General features: G+C 63.2%; 21 protein-coding genes and 1 pseudogene. 15 read left to right on the top strand and 7 right to left on the bottom strand.

Annotation, left to right across the window (positions count from 1 at the left end; translation table 11 throughout):
* Positions 1 to 251 precede the first annotated feature (251 nt).
* The 3 genes from CAF53_RS23945 to cueR all read left to right on the top strand — a co-directional run bounded on the left by CAF53_RS23945 (position 252) and on the right by cueR (position 3,995).
* Positions 252 to 1,139, top strand: a complete 888-nt coding sequence (locus CAF53_RS23945) for an NAD(P)/FAD-dependent oxidoreductase (protein WP_100239819.1) — start codon at positions 252 to 254, stop codon at positions 1,137 to 1,139.
* Between the two features lie 208 nt (positions 1,140 to 1,347).
* Positions 1,348 to 3,612: a heavy metal translocating P-type ATPase gene (locus tag CAF53_RS23940; RefSeq protein WP_197707565.1), complete on the top strand. Its 2,265-nt coding sequence runs from the start codon at positions 1,348 to 1,350 to the stop codon at positions 3,610 to 3,612.
* Complete coding sequence (cueR, locus tag CAF53_RS23935; protein ID WP_100239817.1) at positions 3,609 to 3,995, top strand: Cu(I)-responsive transcriptional regulator; 387 nt, start codon at positions 3,609 to 3,611, stop codon at positions 3,993 to 3,995. The genes CAF53_RS23940 and cueR overlap by 4 nt, the downstream gene beginning before the upstream one ends.
* Before the next feature lie 28 nt (positions 3,996 to 4,023).
* Here the strand turns inward: cueR and CAF53_RS23930 are convergent, their stop codons facing one another.
* The 3 genes and pseudogenes from CAF53_RS23930 to CAF53_RS23920 form a co-directional block, all read right to left on the bottom strand.
* On the bottom strand, positions 4,024 to 4,206 hold the full coding sequence (locus CAF53_RS23930; RefSeq protein WP_100239816.1) for a DUF1289 domain-containing protein: 183 nt from the start codon (positions 4,204 to 4,206) through the stop codon (positions 4,024 to 4,026).
* A gap of 10 nt (positions 4,207 to 4,216) precedes the next feature.
* Positions 4,217 to 4,402: pseudogene (locus tag CAF53_RS28415) on the bottom strand (cation transporter); the annotation flags it as partial.
* A gap of 34 nt (positions 4,403 to 4,436) precedes the next feature.
* Positions 4,437 to 7,331, bottom strand: a complete 2,895-nt coding sequence (locus CAF53_RS23920) for a Tn3 family transposase (RefSeq protein ID WP_100239815.1) — start codon at positions 7,329 to 7,331, stop codon at positions 4,437 to 4,439.
* A gap of 94 nt (positions 7,332 to 7,425) precedes the next feature.
* On the opposite strand from CAF53_RS23920, the gene CAF53_RS23915 reads away from it, so the two are divergent.
* On the top strand, positions 7,426 to 8,055 hold the full coding sequence (locus CAF53_RS23915) for a recombinase family protein (RefSeq protein ID WP_100239814.1): 630 nt from the start codon (positions 7,426 to 7,428) through the stop codon (positions 8,053 to 8,055).
* 54 nt (positions 8,056 to 8,109) lie between these two features.
* Complete coding sequence (locus CAF53_RS23910) at positions 8,110 to 9,159, top strand: hypothetical protein (RefSeq protein WP_100239813.1); 1,050 nt, start codon at positions 8,110 to 8,112, stop codon at positions 9,157 to 9,159.
* Between the two features lie 21 nt (positions 9,160 to 9,180).
* Here the strand turns inward: CAF53_RS23910 and dmeF are convergent, their stop codons facing one another.
* From dmeF to CAF53_RS23895, 3 genes are all read right to left on the bottom strand, one after another.
* The gene (gene dmeF, locus CAF53_RS23905) at positions 9,181 to 9,960 is read right to left on the bottom strand and encodes a CDF family Co(II)/Ni(II) efflux transporter DmeF (protein ID WP_157801357.1); all 780 of its coding nucleotides are present in this window, start codon (positions 9,958 to 9,960) and stop codon (positions 9,181 to 9,183) included.
* Between the two features lie 10 nt (positions 9,961 to 9,970).
* On the bottom strand, positions 9,971 to 10,246 hold the full coding sequence (locus tag CAF53_RS23900; RefSeq protein ID WP_100239812.1) for a metal/formaldehyde-sensitive transcriptional repressor: 276 nt from the start codon (positions 10,244 to 10,246) through the stop codon (positions 9,971 to 9,973).
* A gap of 126 nt (positions 10,247 to 10,372) precedes the next feature.
* Positions 10,373 to 12,124 carry a chloride channel protein gene (locus CAF53_RS23895; protein ID WP_100239811.1) on the bottom strand — a complete coding sequence of 584 codons (1,752 nt, stop codon included), beginning with the start codon at positions 12,122 to 12,124 and terminating at the stop codon, positions 10,373 to 10,375.
* 128 nt (positions 12,125 to 12,252) lie between these two features.
* On the opposite strand from CAF53_RS23895, the gene lgt reads away from it, so the two are divergent.
* The 7 genes from lgt to CAF53_RS23860 all read left to right on the top strand — a co-directional run bounded on the left by lgt (position 12,253) and on the right by CAF53_RS23860 (position 21,035).
* On the top strand, positions 12,253 to 13,104 hold the full coding sequence (gene lgt, locus CAF53_RS23890) for a prolipoprotein diacylglyceryl transferase (RefSeq protein ID WP_242443610.1): 852 nt from the start codon (positions 12,253 to 12,255) through the stop codon (positions 13,102 to 13,104).
* Positions 13,105 to 13,315: 211 nt separating this feature from the next.
* A complete protein-coding gene (locus tag CAF53_RS23885) occupies positions 13,316 to 13,594 on the top strand; it encodes a PepSY domain-containing protein (protein WP_100239809.1) in 279 nt (92 codons plus the stop codon).
* Positions 13,595 to 13,605: 11 nt separating this feature from the next.
* The gene (locus CAF53_RS23880) at positions 13,606 to 14,280 is read left to right on the top strand and encodes a response regulator transcription factor (protein WP_100239808.1); all 675 of its coding nucleotides are present in this window, start codon (positions 13,606 to 13,608) and stop codon (positions 14,278 to 14,280) included.
* Positions 14,277 to 15,626 (top strand): HAMP domain-containing sensor histidine kinase, encoded by a 1,350-nt coding sequence (locus CAF53_RS23875; protein ID WP_100239807.1) that lies wholly within the window; start codon positions 14,277 to 14,279, stop codon positions 15,624 to 15,626. Before CAF53_RS23880 ends, CAF53_RS23875 begins: the two co-directional genes overlap by 4 nt.
* A 167-nt stretch (positions 15,627 to 15,793) precedes the next feature.
* Entirely contained in the window at positions 15,794 to 16,960 is a 1,167-nt protein-coding gene (locus CAF53_RS23870; protein WP_242443609.1) for a TolC family protein, read from the top strand.
* Positions 16,957 to 17,982, top strand: a complete 1,026-nt coding sequence (locus tag CAF53_RS23865; protein ID WP_100239806.1) for an efflux RND transporter periplasmic adaptor subunit — start codon at positions 16,957 to 16,959, stop codon at positions 17,980 to 17,982. Before CAF53_RS23870 ends, CAF53_RS23865 begins: the two co-directional genes overlap by 4 nt.
* On the top strand, positions 17,979 to 21,035 hold the full coding sequence (locus CAF53_RS23860) for an efflux RND transporter permease subunit (protein ID WP_242443608.1): 3,057 nt from the start codon (positions 17,979 to 17,981) through the stop codon (positions 21,033 to 21,035). Before CAF53_RS23865 ends, CAF53_RS23860 begins: the two co-directional genes overlap by 4 nt.
* Positions 21,036 to 21,197: 162 nt before the next feature.
* On the opposite strand, the gene CAF53_RS27270 is transcribed toward CAF53_RS23860, so the two are convergent.
* Complete coding sequence (locus CAF53_RS27270; protein WP_157801356.1) at positions 21,198 to 21,605, bottom strand: hypothetical protein; 408 nt, start codon at positions 21,603 to 21,605, stop codon at positions 21,198 to 21,200.
* Positions 21,606 to 21,975: 370 nt separating this feature from the next.
* Here CAF53_RS27270 and istA point away from each other — a divergent pair, with 370 nt between their 5' ends.
* From istA to CAF53_RS23845, 3 genes are all read left to right on the top strand, one after another.
* A complete protein-coding gene (gene istA / locus CAF53_RS23855) occupies positions 21,976 to 23,499 on the top strand; it encodes an IS21 family transposase (RefSeq protein WP_100236964.1) in 1,524 nt (507 codons plus the stop codon).
* Entirely contained in the window at positions 23,489 to 24,271 is a 783-nt protein-coding gene (istB, locus tag CAF53_RS23850; protein WP_100236963.1) for an IS21-like element helper ATPase IstB, read from the top strand. The genes istA and istB overlap by 11 nt, the downstream gene beginning before the upstream one ends.
* A gap of 278 nt (positions 24,272 to 24,549) precedes the next feature.
* Positions 24,550 to 25,440 carry a hypothetical protein gene (locus CAF53_RS23845; protein ID WP_100239805.1) on the top strand — a complete coding sequence of 297 codons (891 nt, stop codon included), beginning with the start codon at positions 24,550 to 24,552 and terminating at the stop codon, positions 25,438 to 25,440.
* Positions 25,441 to 25,894: the final 454 nt, after the last annotated feature.

The following is a 25,894-nucleotide window of genomic DNA, read 5'->3' as shown; positions in this document are numbered from 1 at the left end:
CGAGCGACACGGAGCGCGATCGGTTGATTCCAATCCTTCTTCTCCACATCCGCTCGCCCCGGCGCCACGCTGCGACCCGTGGGCACCTCGGCTGTCCATCCTGCCAGGCGATGGGCTTCATCTGAATTTACGCAGCGCTGGCGTTTACCCCTCACGACCCGATCTTTTTTGGACAGAGCGCGCCTCTGTTCGAGGGAAGAGGCATCGTACCGCGTAATATCAGTGACGACCGAGGTCAGCGAAAGGCTCGCATGTACGATTGCGTCATCATAGGCGGCGGCCCGGCAGGGCTGACAGCAGCCACCTATCTGGGCCGGCTTCTGCGTTCTACGCTCGTCATCGATGCTGGCGACGGCCGCGCGTCCTCCATTCCAGCCACGCACAACCTGATGGGTTTTCCAGACGGCATATCGGGCGACGATCTGCTGTCGCGGATGCGCCGGGATGCCCTGCGTTACGGCGCGAAGCTCTCCGATGGTTTAGCCAATGGGATTGTACAGACCCGGACGGGCTTCCTGGTCACTACAGGTGTCGAGGCCGTCAATACCCGCACGATATTGCTTGCCCAAGGCGTGATAAATCATCGTCCACGAATGGCGCAGGAAACGCATGATCGAGGCCTCGTGCAAGGTCTGATACGCTATTGCCCGATCTGCGACGGCTATGAGGTACGCGGCAAGCGGGTGGCCGTGCTGGGGCGCTCAGACCATGGCGCCGCCGAGTCTGTGTTCGTGCGGCACTATAGCGACACCGTCACCTTGCTCGCGCAGGACGGCTCGCAACTGTCGGAGGCCCAAGAGGCAGATCTGGCTCGAGGCGGTATAGCGCTCGAACGCGCCCCTGTCCAAGATTTGTCGATCGATGGAAAGAAGCTGATCGCTCAATTGACCGATGGCCGATTGCTTCGGTTCGACACCCTTTATGTTGCCCTCGGAACCTCCCCTCGCTCGAAACTCGCGCACATGGCCGGTGCGAAACTGGACCAGGCAGGGTGCATTGTCGTCGACGAGCATCAACAAACGACGGTCAGCGGCCTGTTCGCTGCTGGCGACATGGTCGAAGGGCTGGATCAAATCGCCGTTGCAGCCGGTCAGGCCGCCAAGGCTGCAACGGCGATCCACAATCTGTTGTCAGGCTGAGACGCCAGCGCAGAATCAGCCATCAAAAATATATGCATGTCGGGCTTGACCCTGACACGATGTCAGACCCCAGATTGCATTTCGTCGATAAGGAGACGAGCCTGTGACTGATCCTGTTCCAGCTAGCAATTCGAGCGCCCATAGCTGCTGCGCCGGCAAGCACGGTGGCGGCACGGACGTGAAAACCGTCAAAGACCCGGTTTGCGGGATGATGGTTGATCCGACGGGAACGTCACATCATGCCTCGCATGACGGCGAGGACTATCATTTCTGCAGCGCGGGCTGCCGCACGAAGTTTGTCGCTGACCCGGAGCGCTACTTGTCCGAGGGTGAGAAGGAGGCGGCAACCGCTCAACCGGGCGCAATCTGGACCTGCCCCATGCACCCGGAGGTCCGCCAGGATCATCCCGGGCCATGCCCGATCTGCGGCATGGCCCTTGAGCCGGAACTTGTGACGGCAGACACTGGGCCGAGCGGTGAACTTCTGGATATGTCCCGGCGTTTCTGGATCGCCTTGCTGCTCACCATCCCGGTGTTTGTCCTGGAGATGGGCAGCCACTTGTTCCCGGCGCTGCACAATCTTGTGCCGCCCCGACTATCTGGTTGGCTTCAGTTTGCGCTGGCTACCCCGGTCGTGCTCTGGGCGGGATGGCCATTCTTTGAACGTGGGTGGGCGTCCGTGCGGACACGGAACCTCAATATGTTCACCCTGATCGCGATGGGCACGGGCGTGGCCTGGGCCTACAGCGTGGTGGCAACCATCGCCCCTTCGATATTCCCGGCAGCGTTTCGCATGATGGACGGGACGGTCGCGATCTATTTCGAGGCCGCCGCCGTCATCACCGTGCTCGTGCTGCTGGGCCAGATGCTCGAGCTGCGCGCCCGCGAGCGGACTTCGGGCGCAATCAAGGCGCTACTCAACCTCGCGCCCAAGACCGCGCGCCGCATTGGCGCCGACGGGGACGATGAAGAGGTCTCGCTCGAGCAGGTGGCCGTCGGTGATCGTCTCCGTGTCCGGCCCGGCGAAAAAGTACCCGTCGACGGCAAGGTCGAAGACGGCCGATCCTCGCTCGACGAGTCGATGGTGACGGGCGAGTCGATGCCGGTCACGAAGGCGCTGGGCGATGCGGTTATCGGCGGAACGATCAACCAGAGCGGCGCCCTCGTCATTCGCGCAGAGAAGGTCGGACGCGACACGATGCTGGCCCGTATTGTCCAGATGGTCGCTGACGCCCAGCGTTCGCGGGCACCCATCCAGCGCCTGGCCGATCAGGTCGCGGGATGGTTCGTGCCCGCGGTCCTGCTGATCGCTGTCATTGCCTTTGGCGTGTGGGGAATCTGGGGGCCAGAGCCGCGTCTGGCCCATGGCCTGATCGCCGCTGTCGCTGTCCTCATCATCGCCTGCCCCTGCGCCTTGGGGCTGGCGACGCCGATGTCGATCATGGTCGGCATCGGCCGGGGCGCAGGGCTCGGCGTGCTGATCAAGAATGCCGAAGCGCTGGAGCGGATGGAGAAGATCGACACACTGGTCGTCGACAAGACCGGCACGCTGACCGAGGGCCGGCCGTCGCTCACCCGCATCGTTCCCGCGACCGGCTATGAGGAGAGCGAACTGCTGCGGCTCGCCGCCGGCGTGGAGCGGGCGTCCGAACATCCGCTGGCACTGGCCGTGGTCGCCGCCGCCAAGGACAGGGGAAGCGTGCTTCCGCAAGTCACAGACTTTGATTCCCCAACCGGCAAGGGGGCGATTGGCACGGTCGATGGCAAGCGCATCACGCTGGGCAATGCCGGCTTCCTGTCAGAAAACGGGATCGAGGTTCGCGCCCTTGAGCCGCAGGCGGACGATCTGCGCCAGGACGGTGCGACCGCCATCTTCATCGGGATCGATGGACAGCCAGCCGGGATCCTCGCCATTGCCGATGCGATCAAAGCAACGACGGCTGAGGCCATCGCAGCGCTTCGTAAGGAGGGCATAAGGGTCGTGATGCTGACGGGCGACAATCGCACAACGGCGCAGGCGGTCGGGCGGAAACTCGGGATCGATGATGTCGAAGCCGAAGTGTTGCCGAATCAGAAAAGCGATGTGGTCTCGCGATTGAAGGCTGAGGGGCGCATCGTGGCCATGGCAGGCGACGGAGTTAATGACGCGCCCGCGCTCGCCGCCGCCGATGTCGGCATTGCGATGGGCTCGGGCACCGATGTCGCAATCGAAAGCGCCGGCGTCACCCTGCTGAAGGGTGACTTGAACGGCATCGTCCGTGCGCGCCGTTTGAGCGAAGCAACGATGTTCAACATCCGCCAGAACCTGTTCTTCGCTTTCATCTACAACGCTGCCGGGGTCCCGATCGCTGCGGGCCTGCTCTACCCGATCTTCGGCATCCTGCTCTCGCCGATCATCGCGGCGGCCGCGATGGCACTGTCCTCGGTCAGCGTCGTGACGAACGCATTGCGGCTCAACCGGGTGGCATTGTGAACATCGGCGCGGCATCGGACGCGAGCGGGGTCTCTCAGCGGATGATCCGCCATTACGAGAAAATCGGCCTGATCCCGTCAGCGGCGCGGCGGGATAGTGGGTATCGCGATTACTCGGATGTCGATGTGCATCGACTTCGGTTCATAGCCAATGCCCGCGACCTCGGCTTTCCAATCGAAGAAATCCGAAAGCTGCTTGATCTATGGTCCGATCGGGCCCGCGCCAGTGCCGAGGTCAAGGCACTGGCAGAGTCCCGCGCAGCCGACCTTGGCCGCAAGGCGGACGCGCTTAATGCGATGCGAGCAGCGCTGATGGATCTGGCGAGGAGCTGTCATGGCAACAATCGGCCGGAATGTCCGATCCTGACGCATCTGGAATCTTGAATCTAATCTTCGCGCGGGGCCTTCGCGCTCATTTCTGCAACTCGCGACCCGCCAGTTTCGCGAGCCGGCGCGGAAGATCGGCAGCAATTTTGCGTTGCTGTTGAGGCTGCGCCTTCTTCCATGCCCGGCATTCGGGTTTGGACCTACCGCACCCTCGACACCACCCGGTCGTGCCATCGAAACGGCAAAGGTCTATGCACGGCGACTTCACAGGAACCTCGTCAGTGGCATTCGATTGTCAGGTGCTTCAACTCATGGACGGGCACGAGTCGGTCGCGGATTACCCCTGCATTGATCCCCGCACTGCCGACCACTCCGACGATGGCGGCATGGGCCTCGGGACCGACACGCCAGACATGCAGATCGGCAATACGCACATCGCCTGGCCCTTCAACGAGATCCTGTATTGGGGTCGGTTCCGGCTGAGGGCGAAATGACACCCTAAGCGTCGGCATCCTTCGGCCAGAGGTATTCGCCGGTGAGGAGGATATGCGCCCACCCCAGCGGGGAGACATGGGCCAGCAGATGATCCGGGGTATCGAGTCCTTCGCGACGCCGGGCCTCTACAGCATGGCCGAGATGCAGGGTGTTCCAGTAGACGATGATGGCGGTGAGCAGGTTGAGGCCGGCGATCCGGTAATGCTGGCCCTCCGTAGTGCGGTCACGGATCTCGCCCTGGCGACCGATGCGCAGGGCGTTCTTCAGCGCGTGGTGCGCCTCGCCCTTGTTAAGGCCGACCTGTGCGCGGCGTTGCATGCCGGCGTCGAGGATCCATTCGATGATGAACAGCGTCCGCTCGATCCGCCCGACCTCGCGCAGTGCTGCGGCCAGGTCGTTCTGGCGCGGATAGGCGGCGAGCTTGCGCAGGATGCGGCTCGGCGCGACCTGCCCCGCGCTCATGGTGGCGGCGCAGCGGAACAGGTCGGGCCAGTTGGAGACGATCAGTGCCTCACGCGCCTTGCCGCCCACCAGCGGGCGCAGTTCGGTCGGCGTGACAGCGGGATCGAAGACGTACAGCCGTTTGGACGGCAGATCGCGGATACGCAGCACGAGGCGATAGCCGAGCATGGCGCTGATCCCGAACAGATGGTCGGTGAACCCGCCAGTGTCGGCATACTGCTCCTCGATCCGCCGCCCGGCCTCGTTCATCGTCAGACCGTCGAGCAGATAGGGTGCCTCGCTGACGGTCGCGGGGATAGGCTGTGACGCGAACGGCGCGAAGCGGTCGTTGACGTGGGTGTAGGCCTTGATGCCGGGATCGTTGCCGTAGCGGGCATTGACCGTGTTCATCGCCTCGCCCTGTCGCGCGGCGGGGTAGAACTGACCATCGGCGGACGCGGTGGTGCCCATGCCCCAGACCCGCGCTAACGGCAGATCGCCTTGCGCGGCGACCACGGCCGCCAGCGCCTGGTCGATCGCCTCGCTTTCGACATGCCAGCGCGCGAGGCGGGAGAGCTGCCAGTAATCATGGGTATTACAGGCCTCGGCCATCTTGCGCAGGCCGAGGTTCAGCCCCTCGGCGAGCAGTACGTTGAGCAGGCCGATCCGGTCGCTGCACGGCACGCCGGTGCGTAGGTGGGTGAAGGCTTCAGTGAAGCCGAGTGCGACATCGACTTCGAGCAGCAGGTCGGTGATGCGGACAGGCGGCAGGCGACGGTACAGGTCGAGCAGCAGTTCCTCGATCCCGCCCGGCGGGTCGGCGGTGAGACGGTCGATGCGCAGCGTGCCGTCCTCGATACTGCCATGCGGGATCGTCCCATTGCGCGCGGCGCGACCGAGTCGGCCGAGGCCATCGGCAAGCCGGACCTTGCGGTCGGCTAGCCAGACATGCGGATCGGACGGGACTGCCAGCTTCATGGTACGCGCGACCGTCATCGGCACTAGGACATGGCGCAGGTCGCCATAGCGATGCGAGCGCTCGAGCCAGATGTCGCCCGAGCGCAACGCGTCGCGCAGGTGGAACATCACCGCGACTTCACGCATCCGCGCATCGTCACCGCCCTTCAACCGCAGCTGACGACGCCATTTGGAATGCGGGCGCAGGAAGTCGTCGGCCGCCGGCACCCCGCCTTTGGCGGCGATCGCGGTCACCGCGTCGAGCAGGGGCCGGGCAACCGGCGCGGCTGCGAGGTCGAGGCAGCGCAGCATACGCGGCGCATACCGGCGGAAGCGGTGATACCCCTGATCGACATGCGCCAGCGGATCGTCGCCGAGCGTGTCGGTCAGCGACCTGGCCGTTGCGACAAGACGGTCGAGCCGGTCCCATCCCGCGCGCGCGACTGCATCCTCCAGCGATGCGCCGTCGCCATGAGCGTCGAGCAGTGATCGGCCGAGCGCCGCGAACCCGTCCAGGGTCGCGGTGACCGCACCTCTGGTTTCCGCAGTACGCGCATCGTGCAGCTGCTTCGCCTCGCGCCAGGTGCGGCCGACGATCCGGTCATGCGTCTCGATCACGGCGTCGGCGGTCGTGGCGGCCCATTCGATAACACAGACCGCGAGGATGGCGCGGCGCCGATCGGCGTTCAGATCGCGCAGGCCATCGGCAAAATAGCGTTCGCCCTGCCGGCGCAACCGGGCGACGCGGTGCGGCGGGATGCCTGCGAGCAGGTCAGCGCCGAGGTTCATCGTGCGCAGGAACTCCAACCGGTCGAGCAGCCGGTTCGCCGCGGCGGAATTGTTGCCCGGCTCGATCCGGCGCAGCCAGATGAAGCGACTGATCGCACCCGGCAGCATCTCGGTCGTCAGCCGGTCGAGCCGGGTGCAGGCGACGCGACCGAGCCGCGCGGCGATCCGCCTCTCGATACCGCGCTCGGCCGCGACCAGCGCGTCAGCGCACAGCCGTTCGATGGTGGTGACTGCCGGCAGGATGGTCATGGTGTCGCGGCAGCGGGCAATGAAGCGCCGGGCGAGATCGTCATTCGAGCGCGCCTGTTCGGCTTCGGCGAACAGCCAGTTGCAGAACGCCCGGGCCGGCGCCCCCTGACCGGAGAACATCTTGTACCCGTAGCTTCGGCGCAGCACCTCCAGATGCTGCTGGCGCGTCTGGCGGCGAACAGCATAGCGAAGGAGCGTGTCGCCGGTGATGCCGAGTTGGGCACCAAGGAAGGCAGACACTGCGAGGGGGATGATCTCGCCCGGTGCCAGCATCCGACCGGGATAGCGCAGCGCGCACAGTTGCAGCGCGAAACCGATCCGGTTCTCAGGCCTGCGTCGTCGGTTGATGTGGATCAGGTCATCGTCAGCCAGAATGTAATGGCGGAGCAGGGATGCTTCGTCGGTCGGCAGGTCGAGCAGCGCCGATCGCTGCCGGGCGCTCAGGATATGGCGTCGCGGCATGAGGCATTGTCCCAGTTGATCAGAAGTCTGTTTTGGACAACATTGACCCCACGCGGATCAAGGGTTTTCAAAGCCTAAATCGAGAGGGGTTCAATTGGGACAGCGCGCCGCCATCTACGCAAGGGTTTCGACCGCCGACCAGTCTTGTGAACGGCAGTTGCGCGACCTTGCCGGCTTTGCCGAGCGGGGCGGCTATGAAGTGGTAGAAGTGTTCCGGGAGACCGCCTCCGGCATGAAGGCGAACCGGGCGGCACGTAACCAGGTGATGAAGCTGGCGCAGGCACGCCAGATCGATGCGATCCTTGTGACCGAACTAAGCCGATGGGGCCGATCCACCCAGGACCTGCTCGACACGCTGAACCGATTGTCCGGGTGGCGCGTGTCCGTAGTGGCAATGAGCGGCATGACGTTCGAGGTCGATACGCCGCATGGGCGGATGATGGCCACTTTGCTTGCCGGCATCGCACAGTTCGAGCGCGACATGCTCAGCGAGCGTGTCCGTTCCGGCTTGGCCGCAGCTCGGGCGCGCGGGCGCAAGCTCGGACGGCAACCGGGGGAACGGCCCAAGTCCGATCGGCTTGGGCCCAAGGTGCTGGCGCTGGTTAAAGAGGGGCGCAGTTATCGCTGGATCGCCCGCGATCTTGGCCTGAGCAAGAATACGGTCGCTGCAATCGTGAGCCGGAACAGGCCCAATGCCAAAAATGATCTTGAAATGACGGTATGATTGCCTCCCTAAAAGTTAGTCACCTCAATCCCACTACGGAAGTCCGATATAAAAATGCACGTAGTCGATCGGCGCCTTCTTTATCTATGGCTGTTAATGACGGTAGGAGCCGGATGCGCAATTTTCCTGCCAGCAATTGTCGTTCTTCTCATGCTGACACTTATCGGCATTCCCTTGGCATGGCTGATGAGCCTCACGCCAGGAGCTTGGATATATTTCACGCCGACGCTGGCAACCTATATGATCCTGCGCAGAGTGTCAGGCGGCACTCCGCGCTTGGTAATGTTGGCGGCGGCGGCCATACTACCGCTGGCGGTCGGCTTCGCTATTCCATGGTGGGCCAATGGAATCACTGAACGACGCGTACAAGCGCTGATCGCTCAAGATCACGGCACCCCTCCAATATTGCCCGCAGGTCTTTCCATCACCTATGCAATCGACAAAGGCTTGGGTTCGTCCGGCAAGTGCTGGGACACCTGCCAGCGGCTCCTATTCTCGCGCACGGCAAAAAGCTTTATTGAAGTGCCGCTTGATGTGCTGCCGAGGCAAGCCTCGCTCCCGACCCCAGCACGGCGCTTTTCGCTCGGGCCGATTGGACCAGGATGCAACAATACGCGGTTACAGACGACGTATGCCACGAGCGCAGAAATTGGGCGTGAAGTTCCACCCCCACCTCCGCCACTCTCGGACAAACTGGAGGATTTCGCGCGGGAGGGCCTGTGTTTGCATGACGATGCAGTACGGGATGTGAGATCCGACGTCCTCGTCGTCGAGCGGTGGAATTACGATCCCGCATTTCGAGGCTTCCATTTCGAAGGCAAAGGTTATCGCCTTTCGCTGCACCCCATCGTGCCATTCAAACGCCGAGAGGTGTTCCGACGCACACCTTCAGGCTTGGTTCGGCTTATGCGCCGCACGGAGGTCCGATATGCACGCTTGGCAGCGCCGTTGTGGCTGTCGCCAGGATTCACTTTTGACACGGCATCGCCAACGCACTGGGCTTGGCGCGATGAGCGTGTCATCGGCAGTCCGGTCGAACCCTCTCAGCCAACGCAATGGAATGGGCTCATTGCCAATGATCTGGCGGTGCATGGTCTCAAATGAGGCGTATGCGGCTCAATCGGCTTAGGGTGTCATTTCGCCCTGAGCCGGAACCGACCCCTGTATTTCCTCGGCAACATGGCTGTCGGTCGAGTCGAGAAGGACTGAGGCGGTATCTCGCATCAGGCTCCAGGACCAGCGGGCGATTACGACGGCTCCCACGATCCCCATGACGGGGTCCATCCACACCCAGCCAAGGTAGCGGCCTGCCAGAAGGGCCGCGATTGCCAATACCGATGTGAGAGCGTCGGCCAGGACATGCACATAAGCCGAGCGGAGATTGTTGTCGCCGCCATGGGCATGATGGTCGTGGGCATGATCGTCATGCCCATGATGGTGGTGGTGGCTGCCCGACAGCAGGAAGGCGCTGAGGATATTCACGCCAAGCCCAGTGACGGCAATCAGAGTCGCCTCGCCGAAGGCAACCTTTATGGGTTCGAACAGCCGAAGGATCGATTCAATCCCGATCCCGAGCGCGATCAGGCCAAGCACCAGCGCCGAGGCAAAGCCCGCCAGATCGCCGACCTTGCCCGTTCCGAAGCTGAACCGCCGGTTCGACGCATGTTGCTTGGCATAGGCATAAGCAATCGCCGCGACACTCAACGCGCCAGCATGGGTCGCCATATGGAAACCATCGGCCAAGAGTGCCATTGATCCGGTGACGTACCCGGCGAATATTTCGCCGATCATCATCACAGCGGTCAGCACAACAACCCACAGCGTCCTGCGAGCGTTATCGTCGTGAGAGGCCCCTAGATACACATGGTCGTGCACAAAGGCGTCAATATCGCGGGACGTCGTCATTATTTCACCCTTATTTCGCGTAGCGGCGGATGACCGCGATCAATTCTTCCGCCCCTGCGGCACGATCCTCGGCCGCGAGCTCGGGGTGCGCCACATGGGTGCGGACATGCTCTTCGATGATCTCGTCCATGAGACCGTTCATGGCGCCGCGCGTGGCTGCGACGAGATGCAGAGTCGTCGTACAGTCTGTCCCTGCAGCCAGCGCTTTCTCGATCGCCGCAACCTGTCCCGCGATGCGACGCACCCGATTCAAGAGCTCATCATTGCCATCGGTCAAATGTCCCATAGCATACCCCCCTACCCTATCAATGAAGCTTTGACCAGCACCGCGAAGGCGCGTCATTCGAATCCGGCCCCACTCGCACCGTGTGTGCGACCGTCGGGAACCGTCAATTCACTTCAAGAAGCCAAGCTAATCTTCGCCATAGAGGTCGCGCTGCGAGCGATCGATCTCATCAGCGTAGCGCTTCCGGACATATTTCTCCGTCAGCATGCCCAGTATGCGGCCTTCCGCGTCGACAACGGCAAGGTCGTCCGCCCCGCTTTCGTCAAAGCACTCCATGATCGATCCGATCGACGAGTCGGGTGACAATGTGACGCCCTTGAGGATGGAAAGATCGGCGATCGGTCGATCACCCTCCCCCGTGTCTGCGAAAACGGCTGCCGTCGGGACCAGGCCGGCATAGTGGCCCGCCGCGTCCTGAAGCAAAACGCGGCTGGTCGATCCCAACGGGAATTGCTGCCGGAAGGCAGCCATCGACAAGGTCGGCAAGGCTGTGGCCGGTGCCGTCCGCATCATCTTGCGCGCCGTCAACGAGCGCATCCAGCCTATATCCCGCGCGCTACGGATCACTTCGCCCCGCAGATGTAGACGCCAAGTGGAGAACGAATAGCCGAACCGCTCGCGGACCAGCGCGCTTGAGCAAAGCGTGGCGGTCAGGACGACCGCGGTTATTGCGAAATCATGCGTGGCCTCCAGGACGAGAAGCGACATCGTCATCGGCCCGCCGACGACTGCGACCGCAAGCGCCGCCATGCCGACCAACGCCGCATCCACCGGTGACAGCGGGATTACGCCGGGGATGAGTGCCCACAGGCCCGCAAGGATCTGGCCGAGCAGCGCGCCAAGAAACAGCGAAGCAAAAAAGAGGCCGCCGCGAAATCCAAACCCGAGCGACGCGATCGATGCCAGGCACTTCAACACGAAGATGAGCGTGAGAGCGCCCAGCGCGAGTTCCCCGCCGATCGTTAGATGCAAGGCGCCGTGGCCAGCGGAGAGCGCATGGGGCGAGATCATTGCGATCGGGATTAGGATCAATCCACCAAGGACGGGCCGCGACCATTCCGGAAGGCTGGTGCGCCGGACGCCCGCCTCAGCGAGCGAGACCAGGCGCATCAACGCGATGCCGATCATGGCCGCGATCAAGCCGAGTACCGCGTAGAGCAGGTAATCGACCGTTGCGAGATTCTGGCTGCTTGTTGCCGCGATGAGATAAGGGGTTGCGCCCAGCGTGCGCGCCGTGATCACCGCAGCAAGCGTGGCGGCGACGACGGGCGCGATACTGGCGGGTGTGTAGGCGCCAATGACGATTTCGAAGGCATAGAAAGCACCGGTCAGGGGTGCGCCAAATGCCGCACCGATTGCGGCGCCGGCCCCGGCACCGACCAGGACGCGCAGATCGTTGCGGCGCAGGTTGAGCCACTGGCCGATGAGCGATGCCACTCCGCCCCCGGCCTGCGCGTAGGCCGCTTCAAGCCCGACCGATGCACCAAAGCCATTGGAGATCAGCGTCTGGCCAGAGACGAGCAGCGTGTCGCGGAACGGGATGCGGCCGCCATGAAGGGCGTTGGCCTCCACGACGTCGATAGCGGTGCGCTTGCGATTGCGGACTAGCAGGACGATTGCCCCGAGCAGAAGCCCGCCAAGTGGCAGGGCGAGCAATCGCATAGGCGAGATTGTCGCGAGGCCGCTTAGTCGAGCATCGGCATTGAGATGATAAAGCGTGGATTGCAGAACATGGGTAACGCCGCCGAGAACAGCCGCGAGCAGCCCGGCGGCGATGCCGACGCCAACTGAGAGAAAAATGAAGCCCGCTTCGCTGGATCGAAAGAGACGCCGCGCGACCGAAACAAGCCCGGTGGGACGCAAAAAGCGGTCATTCATGGGAAATATGGCTACGCGTCCTGGCGCCAGCCGGAGCGGAAATGACTGGGAACATGCGAAAGATTACCGTTTGAGCGAGAGTCCGAAAAATGCGAAGGGCCACCATCCCCTTAAATCGGACCGCCATCATGAGTCTCGCGGGTTCTGCCCCAACCGCGATCTATTTTACATCGCTTCATCTTAGTCCGGTGCTCCTGCAGATCGGGCCGTTTGCACTCCGCTGGTATAGCCTCGCCTATATCGCCGGAATCCTTCTCGGCTGGTTCTATCTGATCCGGCTACTGGCCGAAAACGGAGCCCCGATGACACGCGAGCACGCCGATGGTTTGGTGACATGGGTTACCGCAGGCATCCTGATCGGCGGGCGACTTGCATATGTCCTCTTCTACGATCTGGGTGCCTACCTCGCCCATCCACTCAATGTCTTGCGCCTGTGGGAAGGCGGGATGTCATTCCACGGCGGGGCACTGGGTGTTGCGATTGCCATCATCGTCTATGCCCGTCGCCATCGCGTCGATTGGCTGCGGATCATCGATTATGTGGCGATGTGCGCGCCGATCGGACTCTTCCTGGGCCGCCTCGCCAACTTCGTGAACGGCGAATTGTGGGGACGTCCGACGGGCTTGCCTTGGGGAATGGTTTTTCCTGGCGCCGGCCCTTTGCCCCGTCATCCGAGCCAGCTTTACGAAGCGGTGCTCGAAGGACCGGTTCTGTTCGTACTGCTGTGGTGTCTGTTTCGTTTCACGAGTGCGCGCCACCGTCCCGGGCTGCTGTGCGGCGCTTTCGTACTCGGCTATGGCCTTTTCCGCTTCCTTGTCGAATTCGTTCGCGAGCCAGACCAGCAGCTCGTCGCCTTTGCCGCCGCAACCGGGCTTCACATGGGTCAATGGCTTTGCGTGCCAATGATACTGGGCGGCGCAGGCCTGACTTTTTGGGCGTGCCGGCAAAAGAGTACTGCTCCGCAGCCTTCGGCGACCTGATTCCCACATGCGATCTGACCCACCGAGAAGCAGCGTGGCCAGCAACTGCGCTGTAGCATAGCGATTGCAAGGCTACGCCATTCTTCAAATGAAGTTCGCCTTGAGGCACCCTCGGTTACAAAATTGTATCCCCAGTTCAACCGTCGTGTGAGCTATGAGCGGTTATCTCACTGAGCGTGCATCCGCACGTAAGTAGGAGTGAGTATCCGTGATGAAGTTTGCAATGATCCTCTCGCTGGCCGCTTCGGCGCTTGTTCTTCCCCAAGGGGGACAAGCCAAACCGGTCGGCATCACCATGGCGCAGGCGCGCGCGATCGCGCTCCATGCCGCGCCTGGCCGGGTCGAGAAAGCCGAGCGTGAGCGTGAAGGCGGCGGCCTGCGCTATTCGTTCGACATCCGCCAGGGCCAACGGATCCATGAAATCGGCGTCGATGTCGCCACCGGCAAGATCGTCGAGAACAAGTTCGAACCGCTGAACGCCAGGGACTGAGCCGATCCGTGATGCGCATCCTGCTTGCCGAAGATGACAAGGACACGCGGCAATTCGTCGAGCGCGGGCTTGGCGAACTCGGTCACAATGTCATCTCGGCAGCGAATGGGGAGGATGCGCTTCATTGTGCGCTGACCGAGGCCATCGATGTCATCGTTCTCGATCGGATGATGCCGCTGCTCGACGGCTTTTCGGTGCTCAAGCGGCTGCGCGCGGGAGGAATCACCGCGCCGGTGCTCATGCTCACCGCGCTCGGGCGCATCGAAGATCGCGTCGATGGACTCGAGGCCGGTGCCGACGACTATCTTGTAAAGCCATTTGCGTTCAGCGAGCTGGCAGCGCGCATCCAGGCGCTCGGAAGGCGTAGTGCACCTGCCGCAGTCACGACCAAGCTGTCCGCCGGTGGAATCGAAATGGACCTGCTGGCGCGCGAGGTTCGACGCGAGGGCAAGTTGGTGCACCTCCACCCCCGCGAGTTTCGCCTTCTCGAAGAACTCATTCGCCATGCCGGTGAGTTCGTCACTCGCACCATGCTGCTCGAGCGTGTCTGGGATTTCCACTTCGACCCGCAGACGAAGATTATCGAGACGCACATGAGCCGGTTGCGGGCCAAGCTCAACGAAGGCCAGCAGGCTGACGCAATCGAGACGGTGCGCGGCGTCGGCTACCGGATTCGGGCAACATGAGAGTGCTGCCGCGTAGCGCGGCGAACCGCATCGCATTGGTCACCTTCCTCGCCTACGCGCTGGCTCTGCTGGTTCTCGGCGCTGCGGTCTTCTTCGCGACCCATACTGCCGTATCACGCCAGATCGACACCAGCATCGAACAGACAACCAACGCGCTACGTGGTGAATATCGCGACGACGGGATCAACGGCGTTGCCGAAGCCATGAGGCAGCTTCATGGTCCCGGACCAATCTCGCTCGGCAACGCATTGTTCGCGCCCGACGGACGGCATATCGCCGGAAATCTCAAGACGGATATGCCGGCTCCCGGTTGGCAGCAGATTGTCTTTGCCGATCCGCTGGAAGGTCCGGACCCGGCGCGCGCCAAGGTAACCTTGCTGCCCGGCGGCTACCGCCTGGTGGTTGCCGCCGACCTGGAAACGCTCGAAGCGATCGATCGGACGATCCTCACAATGTTTGCCACCGCTATCGGGGCACTGTTGCTGCTCGGGACCGTCGGTGCCTTATTGCTGGCGGCCTATCTCCGGCGCAGGCTGAGCGGCATCAAGGTTACCGCGGCCGCAATCATCGCCGGCGATCTCCGCCAGCGCGCGCAAGTAGGTGATGCTGGTGACGAGTTCGACCGGGTGGCGGCCTCGCTCAACGCGATGCTCGACCGGATCGCTGGACTGATCGCCAATTTGCGGCAGGTGACAGGCGATCTCGCCCATGACCTGCGCACACCGTTGTCCCGGCTGCGCAATCATCTCGAGACGATGCGCATGGACCCCGACTGCCGAACGAACCCCGCATCGCTGGAAGAAGCGGTCGATCAGGCTGACGACCTGTTGGCTCTGTTCGAGGCCATCCTGCGGATTTCCGAGCTCGAAGAGGGCCGGCTACGCAAAGCCTTCAAGCCAGTCGACCTGTCACAGCTCGTGTCGGAATTGGGCGAAGCCCACATTCCGTTGGCCGAGGATCTGCACCACACCCTTTCTGTCAGCACCGACGCTGAGCTTTGGGTCCAGGGAGACCGCGAACTGATTGCCCAGGCGGCGATCAATCTTATCGAGAACGCCTTGCGTCATACCCCGCCGGGAGCCTTGGTCGAACTGACAGCATTCGCGCAAGCCGATCAGATCGTCGTTCGCGTCAAGGATAATGGGCCCGGCATCCCTCCGCATGAACATGAGCGCGTCCAGCAGCGCTTCGTGCGGCTTGAAGCTTCGCGTTCGACCCCGGGGCACGGGCTCGGTCTAAGCCTCGTGCGGGCGATCGCGGACGTCCACGGGGGCAGCCTGGTCCTTGGCGACGCCGATCCCGGCCTCGTCGCAGAACTCAGAATCCCGCGAAGGATGCCACTGTGAAGTTCCGTCCCGCTTGGCCCCTAGTTCTGCTCACAGCAGGCTGCGCCCACTACGCTCCGGCTCCGTTGAACGAGCATGCGGCGGTTCTCGCCGCACCTGTCGCCGGCGTGCTGCAAGCCCGGGCAAGTTCCGTCTTACGCCCCTGGCTTCAGCCGGCGACGGTCGACTTGTCCGCACCGCTTACACCTCAAGGTGTGGCCGCTCTGGCGGTAGTCAACAACCCCGACCTCATCGCCTTGCGCGCGCGCACCGATGTGGCCGATGCGCAGGCTTTCGCGGCCGGGCTCCTGCCCGATCCGACCTTCAGCATCGGTGCGGACAAGGTCCTGAGCGGCCCCGACACTTTCCTCAACATTGCCAGCGCGCTCGGCCTCGATCTCAATGCGCTACGCAAGCGAGCGGTGACACGCGAGCAAGCCCGCGCGCAGGCGCGGCAGGTGCGCCTCGATCTCGCTTGGGCGGAATGGCAAACGGCAGGGCAGGCAAGGATCCAGGCGGTGCGGATCGGCGGGCTTTCCGGGATCGTCGATCTGTCCCGGGCAGCCGACGTTGCGGCGCAAGCGCAGCTCGCGCGCACCGCGCGGGCAGTCGCTCGAGGCGACGTTCCCGCCAGCGACGCGGAAGCGGCGCGCATCGCCGCATTCGATGCCGCGGATCGCCTTAGGACAGCCGAGCGGGATCTGCTCACCGCCAAGGGGGAGCTGGCGCGTCTGCTTGGCTTGCCACCCGACACGCCCCTGGCGCTCTCACCGGTTGTCCTGCCACAAGCACCACCGCCCGCGGATCGCCTGTTCGCCCTCGCCCGCGACAGCCGTGCCGATCTCGCGGCGCTGCGCGCGGGCTACGGCGCGCAGGAAGCGGCCGTGCACAAGGCGGTGCTCGATCAGTTTCCGACGCTCAACCTGACGGTCAATGCCAACCGCGACTCGGCGGGGAACTTGCTGCTGGGTCCGACGATCGACTTCACGTTGCCGCTGTGGAACCGCAACCGTGGGGGCATTGCCGTCGAACGCGCCATGCGCGAAGCGCTCAAGACCGAATATGAAGCGCGCCTGTTCCAGACCCGCGCCGATATCGCGGCGGCCTCAGCGGGCATAGCGCTCGCTCGGCGACAACTCGGCGAAGCCGAAGCCGGATTGCCGACGTTGCAGCGCCAGGCGGACGCGAGTGGCCGGGCAAGCCGCAGGGGCGACCTGTCGAGCGCGGCAGCGATGACGGCCGCGCAGCAATTGCGCGATCGGCAGTTGATCATCGCCCAGGCCCACCAAGCCATTTTGGAACAGACGATTGCCCTCGAACTTCTGAGCGGCGAACCGATCGAGGGGTGGAAATGAAGCAAAGTCTATCTATCCTACCCCTTCTGGCCCTGCTCACCGCCTGCTCGGGGGGCAGCGCCGACGAAAGCGGCAATGTCACCCCTGTCGCACTGGTTGCCCTTGGCAAAGCTGTCACCGGGGACATCGCCCAGACGGTAACGCTCTACGGCGAGATCGATCGCGGCGGCGACAGCCAAATCGTGTTGTCAGCGCCGGTCGAGGCAACGGTGGTCTCGATCGAGGCGCCCGCGGGTTCGGCCGTGGCGGCCGGTGCGATCGTCGCCCGCCTCCGGGCCAGCCCGGCAAGCCAGGCCCAGTTCCGCGCGGCCTCGGCCGATGCGACCGCCGCGCAACAAGCGCTGGCGCGGGCGCAGCGGCTGCGCACCGACGGCCTCGCCAGTGACGCCGACGTCGAAGCCGCCCGATCGCGCGCGGCAGCTGCTTCGGCGCTGATGGCCTCCTTCAACGAACGCAGCGCGAACCTGATCTTGCGTGCGCCCCATGCCGGTTTTGTCGATGCAACCGGCGCGAGCGTGGGCGATCTGGTCCAGCCCGGCGCAGCGATTGCGACCCTATCCCGCTCCGGCTCGGTCAGAGCGCGGTTCGGTATCGATCCCGCACTCGCGCGCGGGCTTGCCACCGGCAGTCCGATCGAGGTGCATCCCGGCGACGGATCTCCTCCCTTCGTCGTGCCCATCGCCAGCATCAGTCCGGTGGCTCATGCCCAGACGCGCCTTGCCTCGGCGCTAGTCGACATTCCGGCACGACAGGGCCTGGCCGCGGGACAGCCGCTGTCGGCCCGCCTGGTGACGCGCGCCTCGCGCGCCGCGACCACGGTGCCCTATGCCGCGCTGCTCGACGATGGTGGCCAGCCCTTCGTCTATGTGGTCAAGGACGGCATCGCACACCGGAGGGACGTCCAGACCGGGGCTAGCGACGGAAAGAGGGCGGCCGTCCTCAAGGGCGTAAGCAATGGCGAACTGGTCGTCGTCGAAGGCGCAACCGGCGTCGAAGACGGCATGAAGGTTCGCACCAAGTGAGGCCCAGGCTGGCGCGCCACGCTCGCAGCCTTTGGCTGGCGATGCTGCTGCTGACTCTTGGCGGGGTCGCCGGCGCACTGCGGCTGCCGGTGAGCCTGTTTCCACACATCGACTATCCCCGCGTCGTCGTCGCGATCGACGCGGGTGAGCGCGATCCTGCCCAGATGGAAGCCGAGATCACCCGGCCGATCGAGATCGCGCTGCGCTCGGTGCCCGGGGTGGCGCACCTGCGCTCGACGACCAGTCGCGGCTCGGCCGAGGTCGCACTGAACTTCAACTGGGGCCACGACATGACGGCGGCGACGCTGGCGACGCAAGGCGCGCTGGCGACTGTTCTGCCCTCCCTCCCCCAAGGCACGGCTTTCGAGGTGCGTCGCTCCGATCCGACGCTGTTTCCCGTGGTGGGCATTGCGCTCACCTCCACCTCGCTCGATCAGGAAGCGCTGCGTCAGATCGCGGAGCTGAAGGTCCGACCGGCGCTGACGGCAGTGCCCGGCGTGGCGGGCGTCGATGTCCTCGGCGGCTCGCCGCGCGAATTCTCGGTCGACCTCGAACCCGCGCGGCTTTCTGCCCTGGGCCTGTCGCCCGACGACGTGGTCAAGGCTCTGGGGCAGGCCAACGTAGTCCGCGGAGCCGGACGCATCGAGGACCGCCATCGGCTCTACCTGCTGCTCGTCGAAAATCGCCTGACCTCAGCTGCCGACATCGCAGCGACCCCCGTGAAGGCAGGGGCGGCAGGCGGCGCCGGGATCGTGACGGTCGGAGATATCGCCACGATCCGCCCGACCGTCCAGCCGAACTATTCGCTGGTGACGAGCAACGGCCGCCGCGCGGTATTGGTCAACGTCCGACAGGCGCTTGGCGGCGATACCGTCAAGGTGGTGCGCGATGCCGATGCCCGCCTCAAGGGGCTTGGCCTGCCGCCGAGCGTCACCGTGACGCCCTTCTATGATCAATCCGAACTCGTCGTTGGCGCGGCCAATGCAGTGCGCGACGCGATTCTTCTGGGTGCAGCGCTTGCCGGGTTGGTACTCTTCCTGTTCCTGCGTTCGGTGCGGCTGATGGCGATCACCGCCGCCGTCCTCCCCGCGGTGCTCGCCGGCACGTGCCTCATCCTTTTCGCCATGGGCATGCATTTCGACATGATGACGCTCGGCGGCATGGCCGCGGCCGTGGGCCTCATCGTCGACGATGCGGTGGTGATGCTCGAGCACGTCATGCGCCGGATGCAGGAAGGGGCGGCACGGGACACGCCGACGATCCTGACTGCCGCCGCAGAGATGGCGAAACCCCTGTTCGGTTCGACCGGCGCCACGATAGTTGTGTTCCTGCCGCTGGCCTTCATCTCCGGCGTCAGCGGCGGCTTCTTCAAGGCGCTGGCCGTGACCATGGTCGCAGCGCTGACGATTTCGCTGCTCTATGCGCGCTTCCTCATCCCCCTGATCTGCGCTCATTGGCTGCGGCCGAGCGATGCCGAGGCGGCGGAAGGCGCGTCGGGCTGGCTGGGACGGCTCGGCGCTCGCTATCACAGCGCGATCGGCCATGCGCTCGAGCGGCCCGCCCACTTTGCGATCATAGTCTGCACCGTCCTCACTCTGGCCGGATCGCTGGCCTGGTACAATGTGCCTTCCGGCTTCATGCCGAAAATGGATGAGGGAGGGTTCATCCTAGACTACAAGGCACAGCCCGGCGCGGCCCTCTCCGACACCGATCACCTTCTGCGCGAGGTCGAGCAGATCATCCAGCGCACACCCGAGGTGGCCAGCTATTCGCGCCGGACAGGCCTGCAGCTTGGCGGCGGCCTGACCGAAGCCGACGAGGGCGATTATTTCATTCGATTGAAGGGCGGATCCCGGCGCCCGATCGAAGCGGTCATGGGCGATATCCGCCAGCAGATCGAAGCGAAGGTACCCGGGCTGCAGATCGAAACCATGCAGCTCATGGAAGACCTGATCGGTGACCTCACCGCCGTGCCGCAACCGATCGAGATCAAGCTATTCGGCGACGATCCGGCCATATTGGAGCAGACGGCCAAGCGGGTCGCGCAGGCAATCGGCCAGATCAAGGGCGTGGTCGAGGTAGTCGATGGGCTGCGCGTCGCCGGCGATGCCATCTCGGTTCGCGTGCGGCCCGGTATCGCGCAGCAGCATGGCCTCGATCCCGCCACGATCGCGAGCCAGATTGAGGGGCTGGTCGGAGGCAGTCAGGCCACCAGCCTCAAAATCGGCGAGCAGCTCATCGGCGTACGCGTACGCGGCCCGATCAACATCCGCGAACGCGCGGCACAGGTCGCTGACCTGCCGTTGACAGCGCCCGATGGCCATCTCGTGCGGGTCGGGCAGATCGCCGACGTGACGATCGCCGCCGGCCAGAAGCAGCGAACGCGCGAAGACCTCGCCCCCTTTATCGACGTCACGGCAAGGCTTGAAGGCCGCGATCTCGGTTCGGGGATGGCAGAGGTTCGCAAGACCATGACCGGACTGCACCTGCCCGCCTCAATTCGAGTCGACTATGGCGGCCTCTATTCCCAGCAACGCCAGAGCTTTGCAGACATGGCAATGGTTTTTGCGGCAGCACTCTTGTTGGCCGCATTGCTCTTGACCGTGCTATTCGAGAGAATTGCCTGGACGCTGGCGGCGATCATCACCGTGCTACTGAGCGCGGCCGCCGTGTTCTGCGGGCTCTGGATCTCCGGCATCGAGCTAGACGTGTCTGCACTGATGGGGCTTACGATGGTTGTGGGCATGGTGACCGAACTGATCGTGTTCTATCTATCCGAACTGGATTTGAAGGGACCCGTTGAGCCGGCGGCGCTCACGGAAGCAGGCGACAAGCGCCTTCGTCCCATCCTGATGTCCGCGCTCATCGCCATCCTGACGCTGAGCCCGCTAGCGCTTGGGATCAGTCGTGGGGCCGGGTTGCAGCAGCCTTTAGCAACAGCAATCATCTTCGGCCTGACCGCCGCTGTCCCGCTTGTCTTGCTGCTCTTTCCCGCTCTCATCCTGGCCATCACTCCCAGGGCCCGGACGCAAGTCGAAGAACGAGCCGATTAGCTTCGCAACGAAAGGCAGCGGAGGGGAAAGCGGCTCACGCGCGAACGGCGCCAAATTCATCAAGGACCATGCAGATCTGGCACCGAACACTTTGACGCGAGCGAGCTTGGCGGCGACAGTGTCCGCCTTCTGCGAGGTTAGGCCGCACTCGCGAGTGGCGCATTACTTGCCAGGGGCGGTCACCGGTTCAATGGTAATCGATTTAACCAACGCAGGGTTCCCAACCGGAAGATTTGCATGGAAATAGGCCAGTCGAAACCGACGAGACTTAAATTCACCCCAGTTGGCCTTGGTCACGCCGATAACCGATCCAGAAGCATCTCGCCCTTCGATCCGCAGATATCCTGGGACTACTCCAGCGTACCCGTTGGGCCTTCGAACGTCGCCGTCAATGACTATTCCCGTATCTTCAATGTGGCCAGTAACTCGAACGACGGCAATTTGGCCATTCGATGCCGGGACGAGATCGCCGACGAACGGCGGCGCCGATGCACAGCCTGATGCTATCGCCATGATCAACGGAGCGCTGGCTGCCATCAAGCGAGCACGGCGTACTGGAGAATCGCTCAAGCTAGAACCTCCGATCAGATAGCCACCTTACCAACCGGCTGAGGCTGGGGCACAATGCACGGCTATCACCCGATTGCGCATAATGAAAAGATACGACCGATAACTGTCTATCTTGAAAAATTGATCTCTGTCGAACGCCGATCAGCAAATTTGACCCGATGCCGCGCACACATCGGCGATCACCGCTTCAAGCTACACAGCGCATTTGGGATTGAGCAACCCGTTTCTGAACGTGATCCTTACATAAGGAGGTCAGGCTGTTGATTACCGTTGAGAAGTGACCCGGGAAGGGCCGATATTTCCACTGAGAAGTGACCCATGTTGAACTCACCCCTGGCATTGACGAGCGAGGGGTCATGGAGTGTTGGACATGGCGTTATTGAGCGTTATCCGGCGCTGGCATTTCCGCGATCATCTTTCGATCCGCGAGATTGCGCGGCGTACCGGGCTGTCACGTAATACGATCCGTAAATATCTACGTTCGGACACGATCGAGCCGCGGTTCAAGGTGCCCGATCGGCCGAGCAAACTGGACCCGTTCGCGGAGCGGCTGTCAGCCTGGCTGAGACGGGAGATGGGTCGGACCCGCAAGCAGAAGCGGACGATGAAGCAGCTGCATGCTGATCTGGTCAGCCTGGGCTATGACGGCTCCTACAATCGGGTGGCGGCCTTTGCCCGGGACTGGCGCGATGATTATCGTCGTGAGCAACAGATGAGCGGGCGCGGGACATTCGTGCCGCTGTCCTTCGCACCGGGGGAAGCATTCCAGTTCGATTGGAGCGAGGACTGGGCGATCATCGGCGGCGTGCGCACCAAGCTGCAGGTGGCGCACTTCAAGCTCAGCTACAGCCGGGCCTTCCTCGTGCGGGCCTATTTGCTCCAGACCCACGAGATGCTGTTCGATGCCCATAATCACGCATTCCGCGTGCTGGGCGGCGTTCCGCGCCGTGGGATTTACGACAATATGCGCACCGCCATCGACAAGGTCGGGCGCGGCAAGGAGCGCAACGTCAACAACCGCTTCCTCACCATGGTCAGTCACTATCTGTTCGAGGCCGAGTTCTGTAATCCGGCAGCGGGCTGGGAAAAGGGCCAGGTCGAGAAGAATGTCCAGGATGCCCGTCATCGGCTATGGCAACCCACGCCGCAGGCGGAAAGCCTGGATGCCCTGAACCTGTGGCTGGAGGAGCGCTGCAAGGCGCTGTGGCAGGATATCCCGCACGGGATCGAACCGGGTTCGGTCGCCGATGCCTGGGGCGATGAAGTGGAAAGCCTGATGCCGGTGGGCAGACCGTTCGATGGCTTTGTCGAATATGGCAAACGGGTCTCGCCAACCTGCCTGATCCACCTGGAACGCAACCGTTACAGCGTTCCGGCGTCCTTCGCCAATCGGCCCGTCAGCCTTCGGGTTTATCCCGATCGCTTCCTGGTCGTCGCAGAGGGACAGGTCATATGCGAGCATCAGCGCATCATCGACCGATCCCATGATGGTCCCGGCCACACCGTCTATGACTGGCGTCATTATCTCGCCGTCGTTCAACGCAAGCCCGGCGCCCTGCGCAACGGCGCGCCGTTCCTCGAACTGCCCGATGCCTTCCAGCGGTTGCAACGGCATCTGCTGCGCAACCCCGGCGGCGACAGGGAGATGGTCGAGATCCTGGCGCTGGTCCTCCATCATGACGAGCAGGCGGTGCTGACCGCCGTCGCCATGGCGCTGGATGCAGGCGTTCCGACCAAGACGCACATCCTCAACCTGCTGCACCGGCTGCTTGATGGAAAGCCGCTCTCGACGCCGCCGGTGACGGCGCCACAGGCGTTGAGGCTGGTCAGTGAGCCGATGGCCAATGTCGAACGCTACGATGCCCTGCGCCGGGAGAACCGTCATGCGTCATGATCCCGCCACCGGCGCCCTCGTCGTGATGCTGCGCGGCCTGAAAATGCCCGGCATGGCCCAGGCTGTGACCGACCTCATGCAGCAGGGATCGCCCGCCTTCGAGGCGGCGGTGCCGATCCTCTCCCAGTTGCTGAAAGCCGAAACAGCCGAACGCGAGGTGCGGTCTGTGGCCTATCAGCTCAAGGTCGCGCGGTTCCCCGCCTATCGCGACCTCGCCGGCTTCGACTTTGCCAGCAGCGAGGTGAATGAGGCGCTGGTGCGCCAGTTGCACCGCTGCGACTTCATCGACGTTGCCGACAATATCGTGCTGGTCGGCGGACCGGGCACCGGCAAAACCCATGTCGCCACGGCGCTGGGTGTTCAGGCTATCGAGCATCATCGAAAGCGCGTCCGCTTCTTCTCCACGGTCGAGCTGGTCAATGCCCTGGAACAGGAAAAGGCCCAGGGGCGCGCCGGGCAGATCGCCAACCGGCTCGTCCACTCCGACCTCGTCGTCCTCGACGAGCTAGGCTATCTGCCGTTCAGCGCATCAGGCGGCGCACTGCTCTTCCACCTGCTGAGCAAATTATACGAACGCACCAGCGTCATCATCACCACCAACCTGAGCTTCAGCGAATGGGCCACCGTGTTCGGTGACGCCAAGATGACCACCGCGCTCCTCGATCGGCTCACCCATCACTGCCATATCCTGGAAACCGGCAACGACAGCTTCCGGTTCAAAAACAGCTCGGCCCACCAGGCCAAACCCAGAAAGGAGAAACCTGCACCTTGACCCATCAATGACATCCGAAACATAATATCAGGCGGGTCACTTCTCGGTGGAAATCCCGGGTCACTTCTCAACGGTAATCAACAGTCAGGCGGTCCAATGAGCCGTTTGGCCCAGAACATCGAAGCGGGCCCTCCCAACCTTAGCCTAACAAGACACCGATCCGGTCATCCGTGCTGCCGCAGGCATCCAAAAGGTGAACACGACCGCCTAATAACTGCGGCCATCGGCAATCGTGCCGTCTTCTTGGCAACCCCTGCCCGTCCTGACCGGAGCGCACCATGAACCGCCTCATCCAAGCCTTGCATGTCCACGGCAACCAGCATTACGACCGCATGGCAATAGATCCCGTCACGGAATTCCCGATCGATTACTTTCTGACTTCACAGATGGTGAAGACGCTCGCGACAGATCTGCGTGAGGACTTCCATCCTTTCTGGCCGGTCGCAGTCCAACTGGAGCATGGTCTCGCCCAGTGCCTGCTCCAGCTGGCGATGTTCGAGGCTGGCATCGCTCGGCTGCCTTTGCCTGATTGCTTCACGGCAAATCAGGTGGCCTCCGCCATTGCCTGGAGCGGGGCGCAGGCAGTCTATTTGCGTACAACCGCCAGAATACCCCTTCGCGCGCCCGTTCCGGTTGCTTCACTGCCGTGCGGCATTGCAGCCGTCATGTTTGCATCCGGGCATGATGGCCATTTCGGGCAAAGCCGGTTCACCGCCGGAACTCTGATTGCCGTTGCGGAGTCGCTGATACAGACGGCGAAACCAAGCCACTTCGATCGCCACCTGGCATTGCTTCCAGCCTGGCGATTACTGGAATCGGTTGCGGGCTTGTTCCCGACGATTCTTGCCGGCGGCACTTACGTCGCGGCCCCTTCGCATCATCTCGGTCTCGCCGATCGCGAGCGCCCCGATTATGCTCAGATGGTGGACGCGATCCACAACCTTCGGATCACCTCGATGGCCGTCGATGCGAAACTTCTGTCGGGTCTTGTCTCTGAGCTAGAATCACGGCCTCATCCGCTGCCGCTGCTGACACGCGTTGTAGTCGGCGCCGAAATCCCGCAATCGCTAGTCGATCGAGGTCGCGTACTCGGCTTACCGCTGCAACCGATCGCCGAGCCCTTGTACATACAATCAACCGGCATTCGTCAGGCGGCGCGCGCCAGCTAGCGCATGATCCTCCGGCCACTCCGGCCGTACTCGTCAACTGCCGCCCATATATATATCACAAAAGAGGAGCGAAATGATCATCCCATGGTCTGGGCCCGCGAAAATTTAATCGCATGTTCAAGGCCTCAACCGGCGGACTGAGAAATGGCTGGCCCCCGGATGCGGGAAAGCGGCGGCCTGGCCCCGCGAACAGGACCACCACTTGACCATCAACGTGCTCAGGCGCCAGACAACCTTCGCGATAAGATCGCCTTCTGGCAGATCGAGGGCGCCGAGCGGAAGCAACCGCTGAAGCAACCGCTATTGTCGCAGCCGCCCAAGCTACAACGCCACCTCGCCATTCTCGCCAGCATCCCGGGCGTTGGCGACGGCTGAGCCATCTCGTTCCACACACCAACAGCTCTGAAGCCGGTCTTTCGGAAGAAGCGACATGCGGCAAATCGACTCGGTGCCG

This window comes from Sphingobium sp. LB126, from assembly GCF_002795205.1.
In the GTDB taxonomy this organism is placed as follows: Bacteria; Pseudomonadota; Alphaproteobacteria; order Sphingomonadales; family Sphingomonadaceae; genus Sphingobium; species Sphingobium chungbukense.
This window is presented reverse-complemented; position numbering and strand designations above follow the sequence as displayed.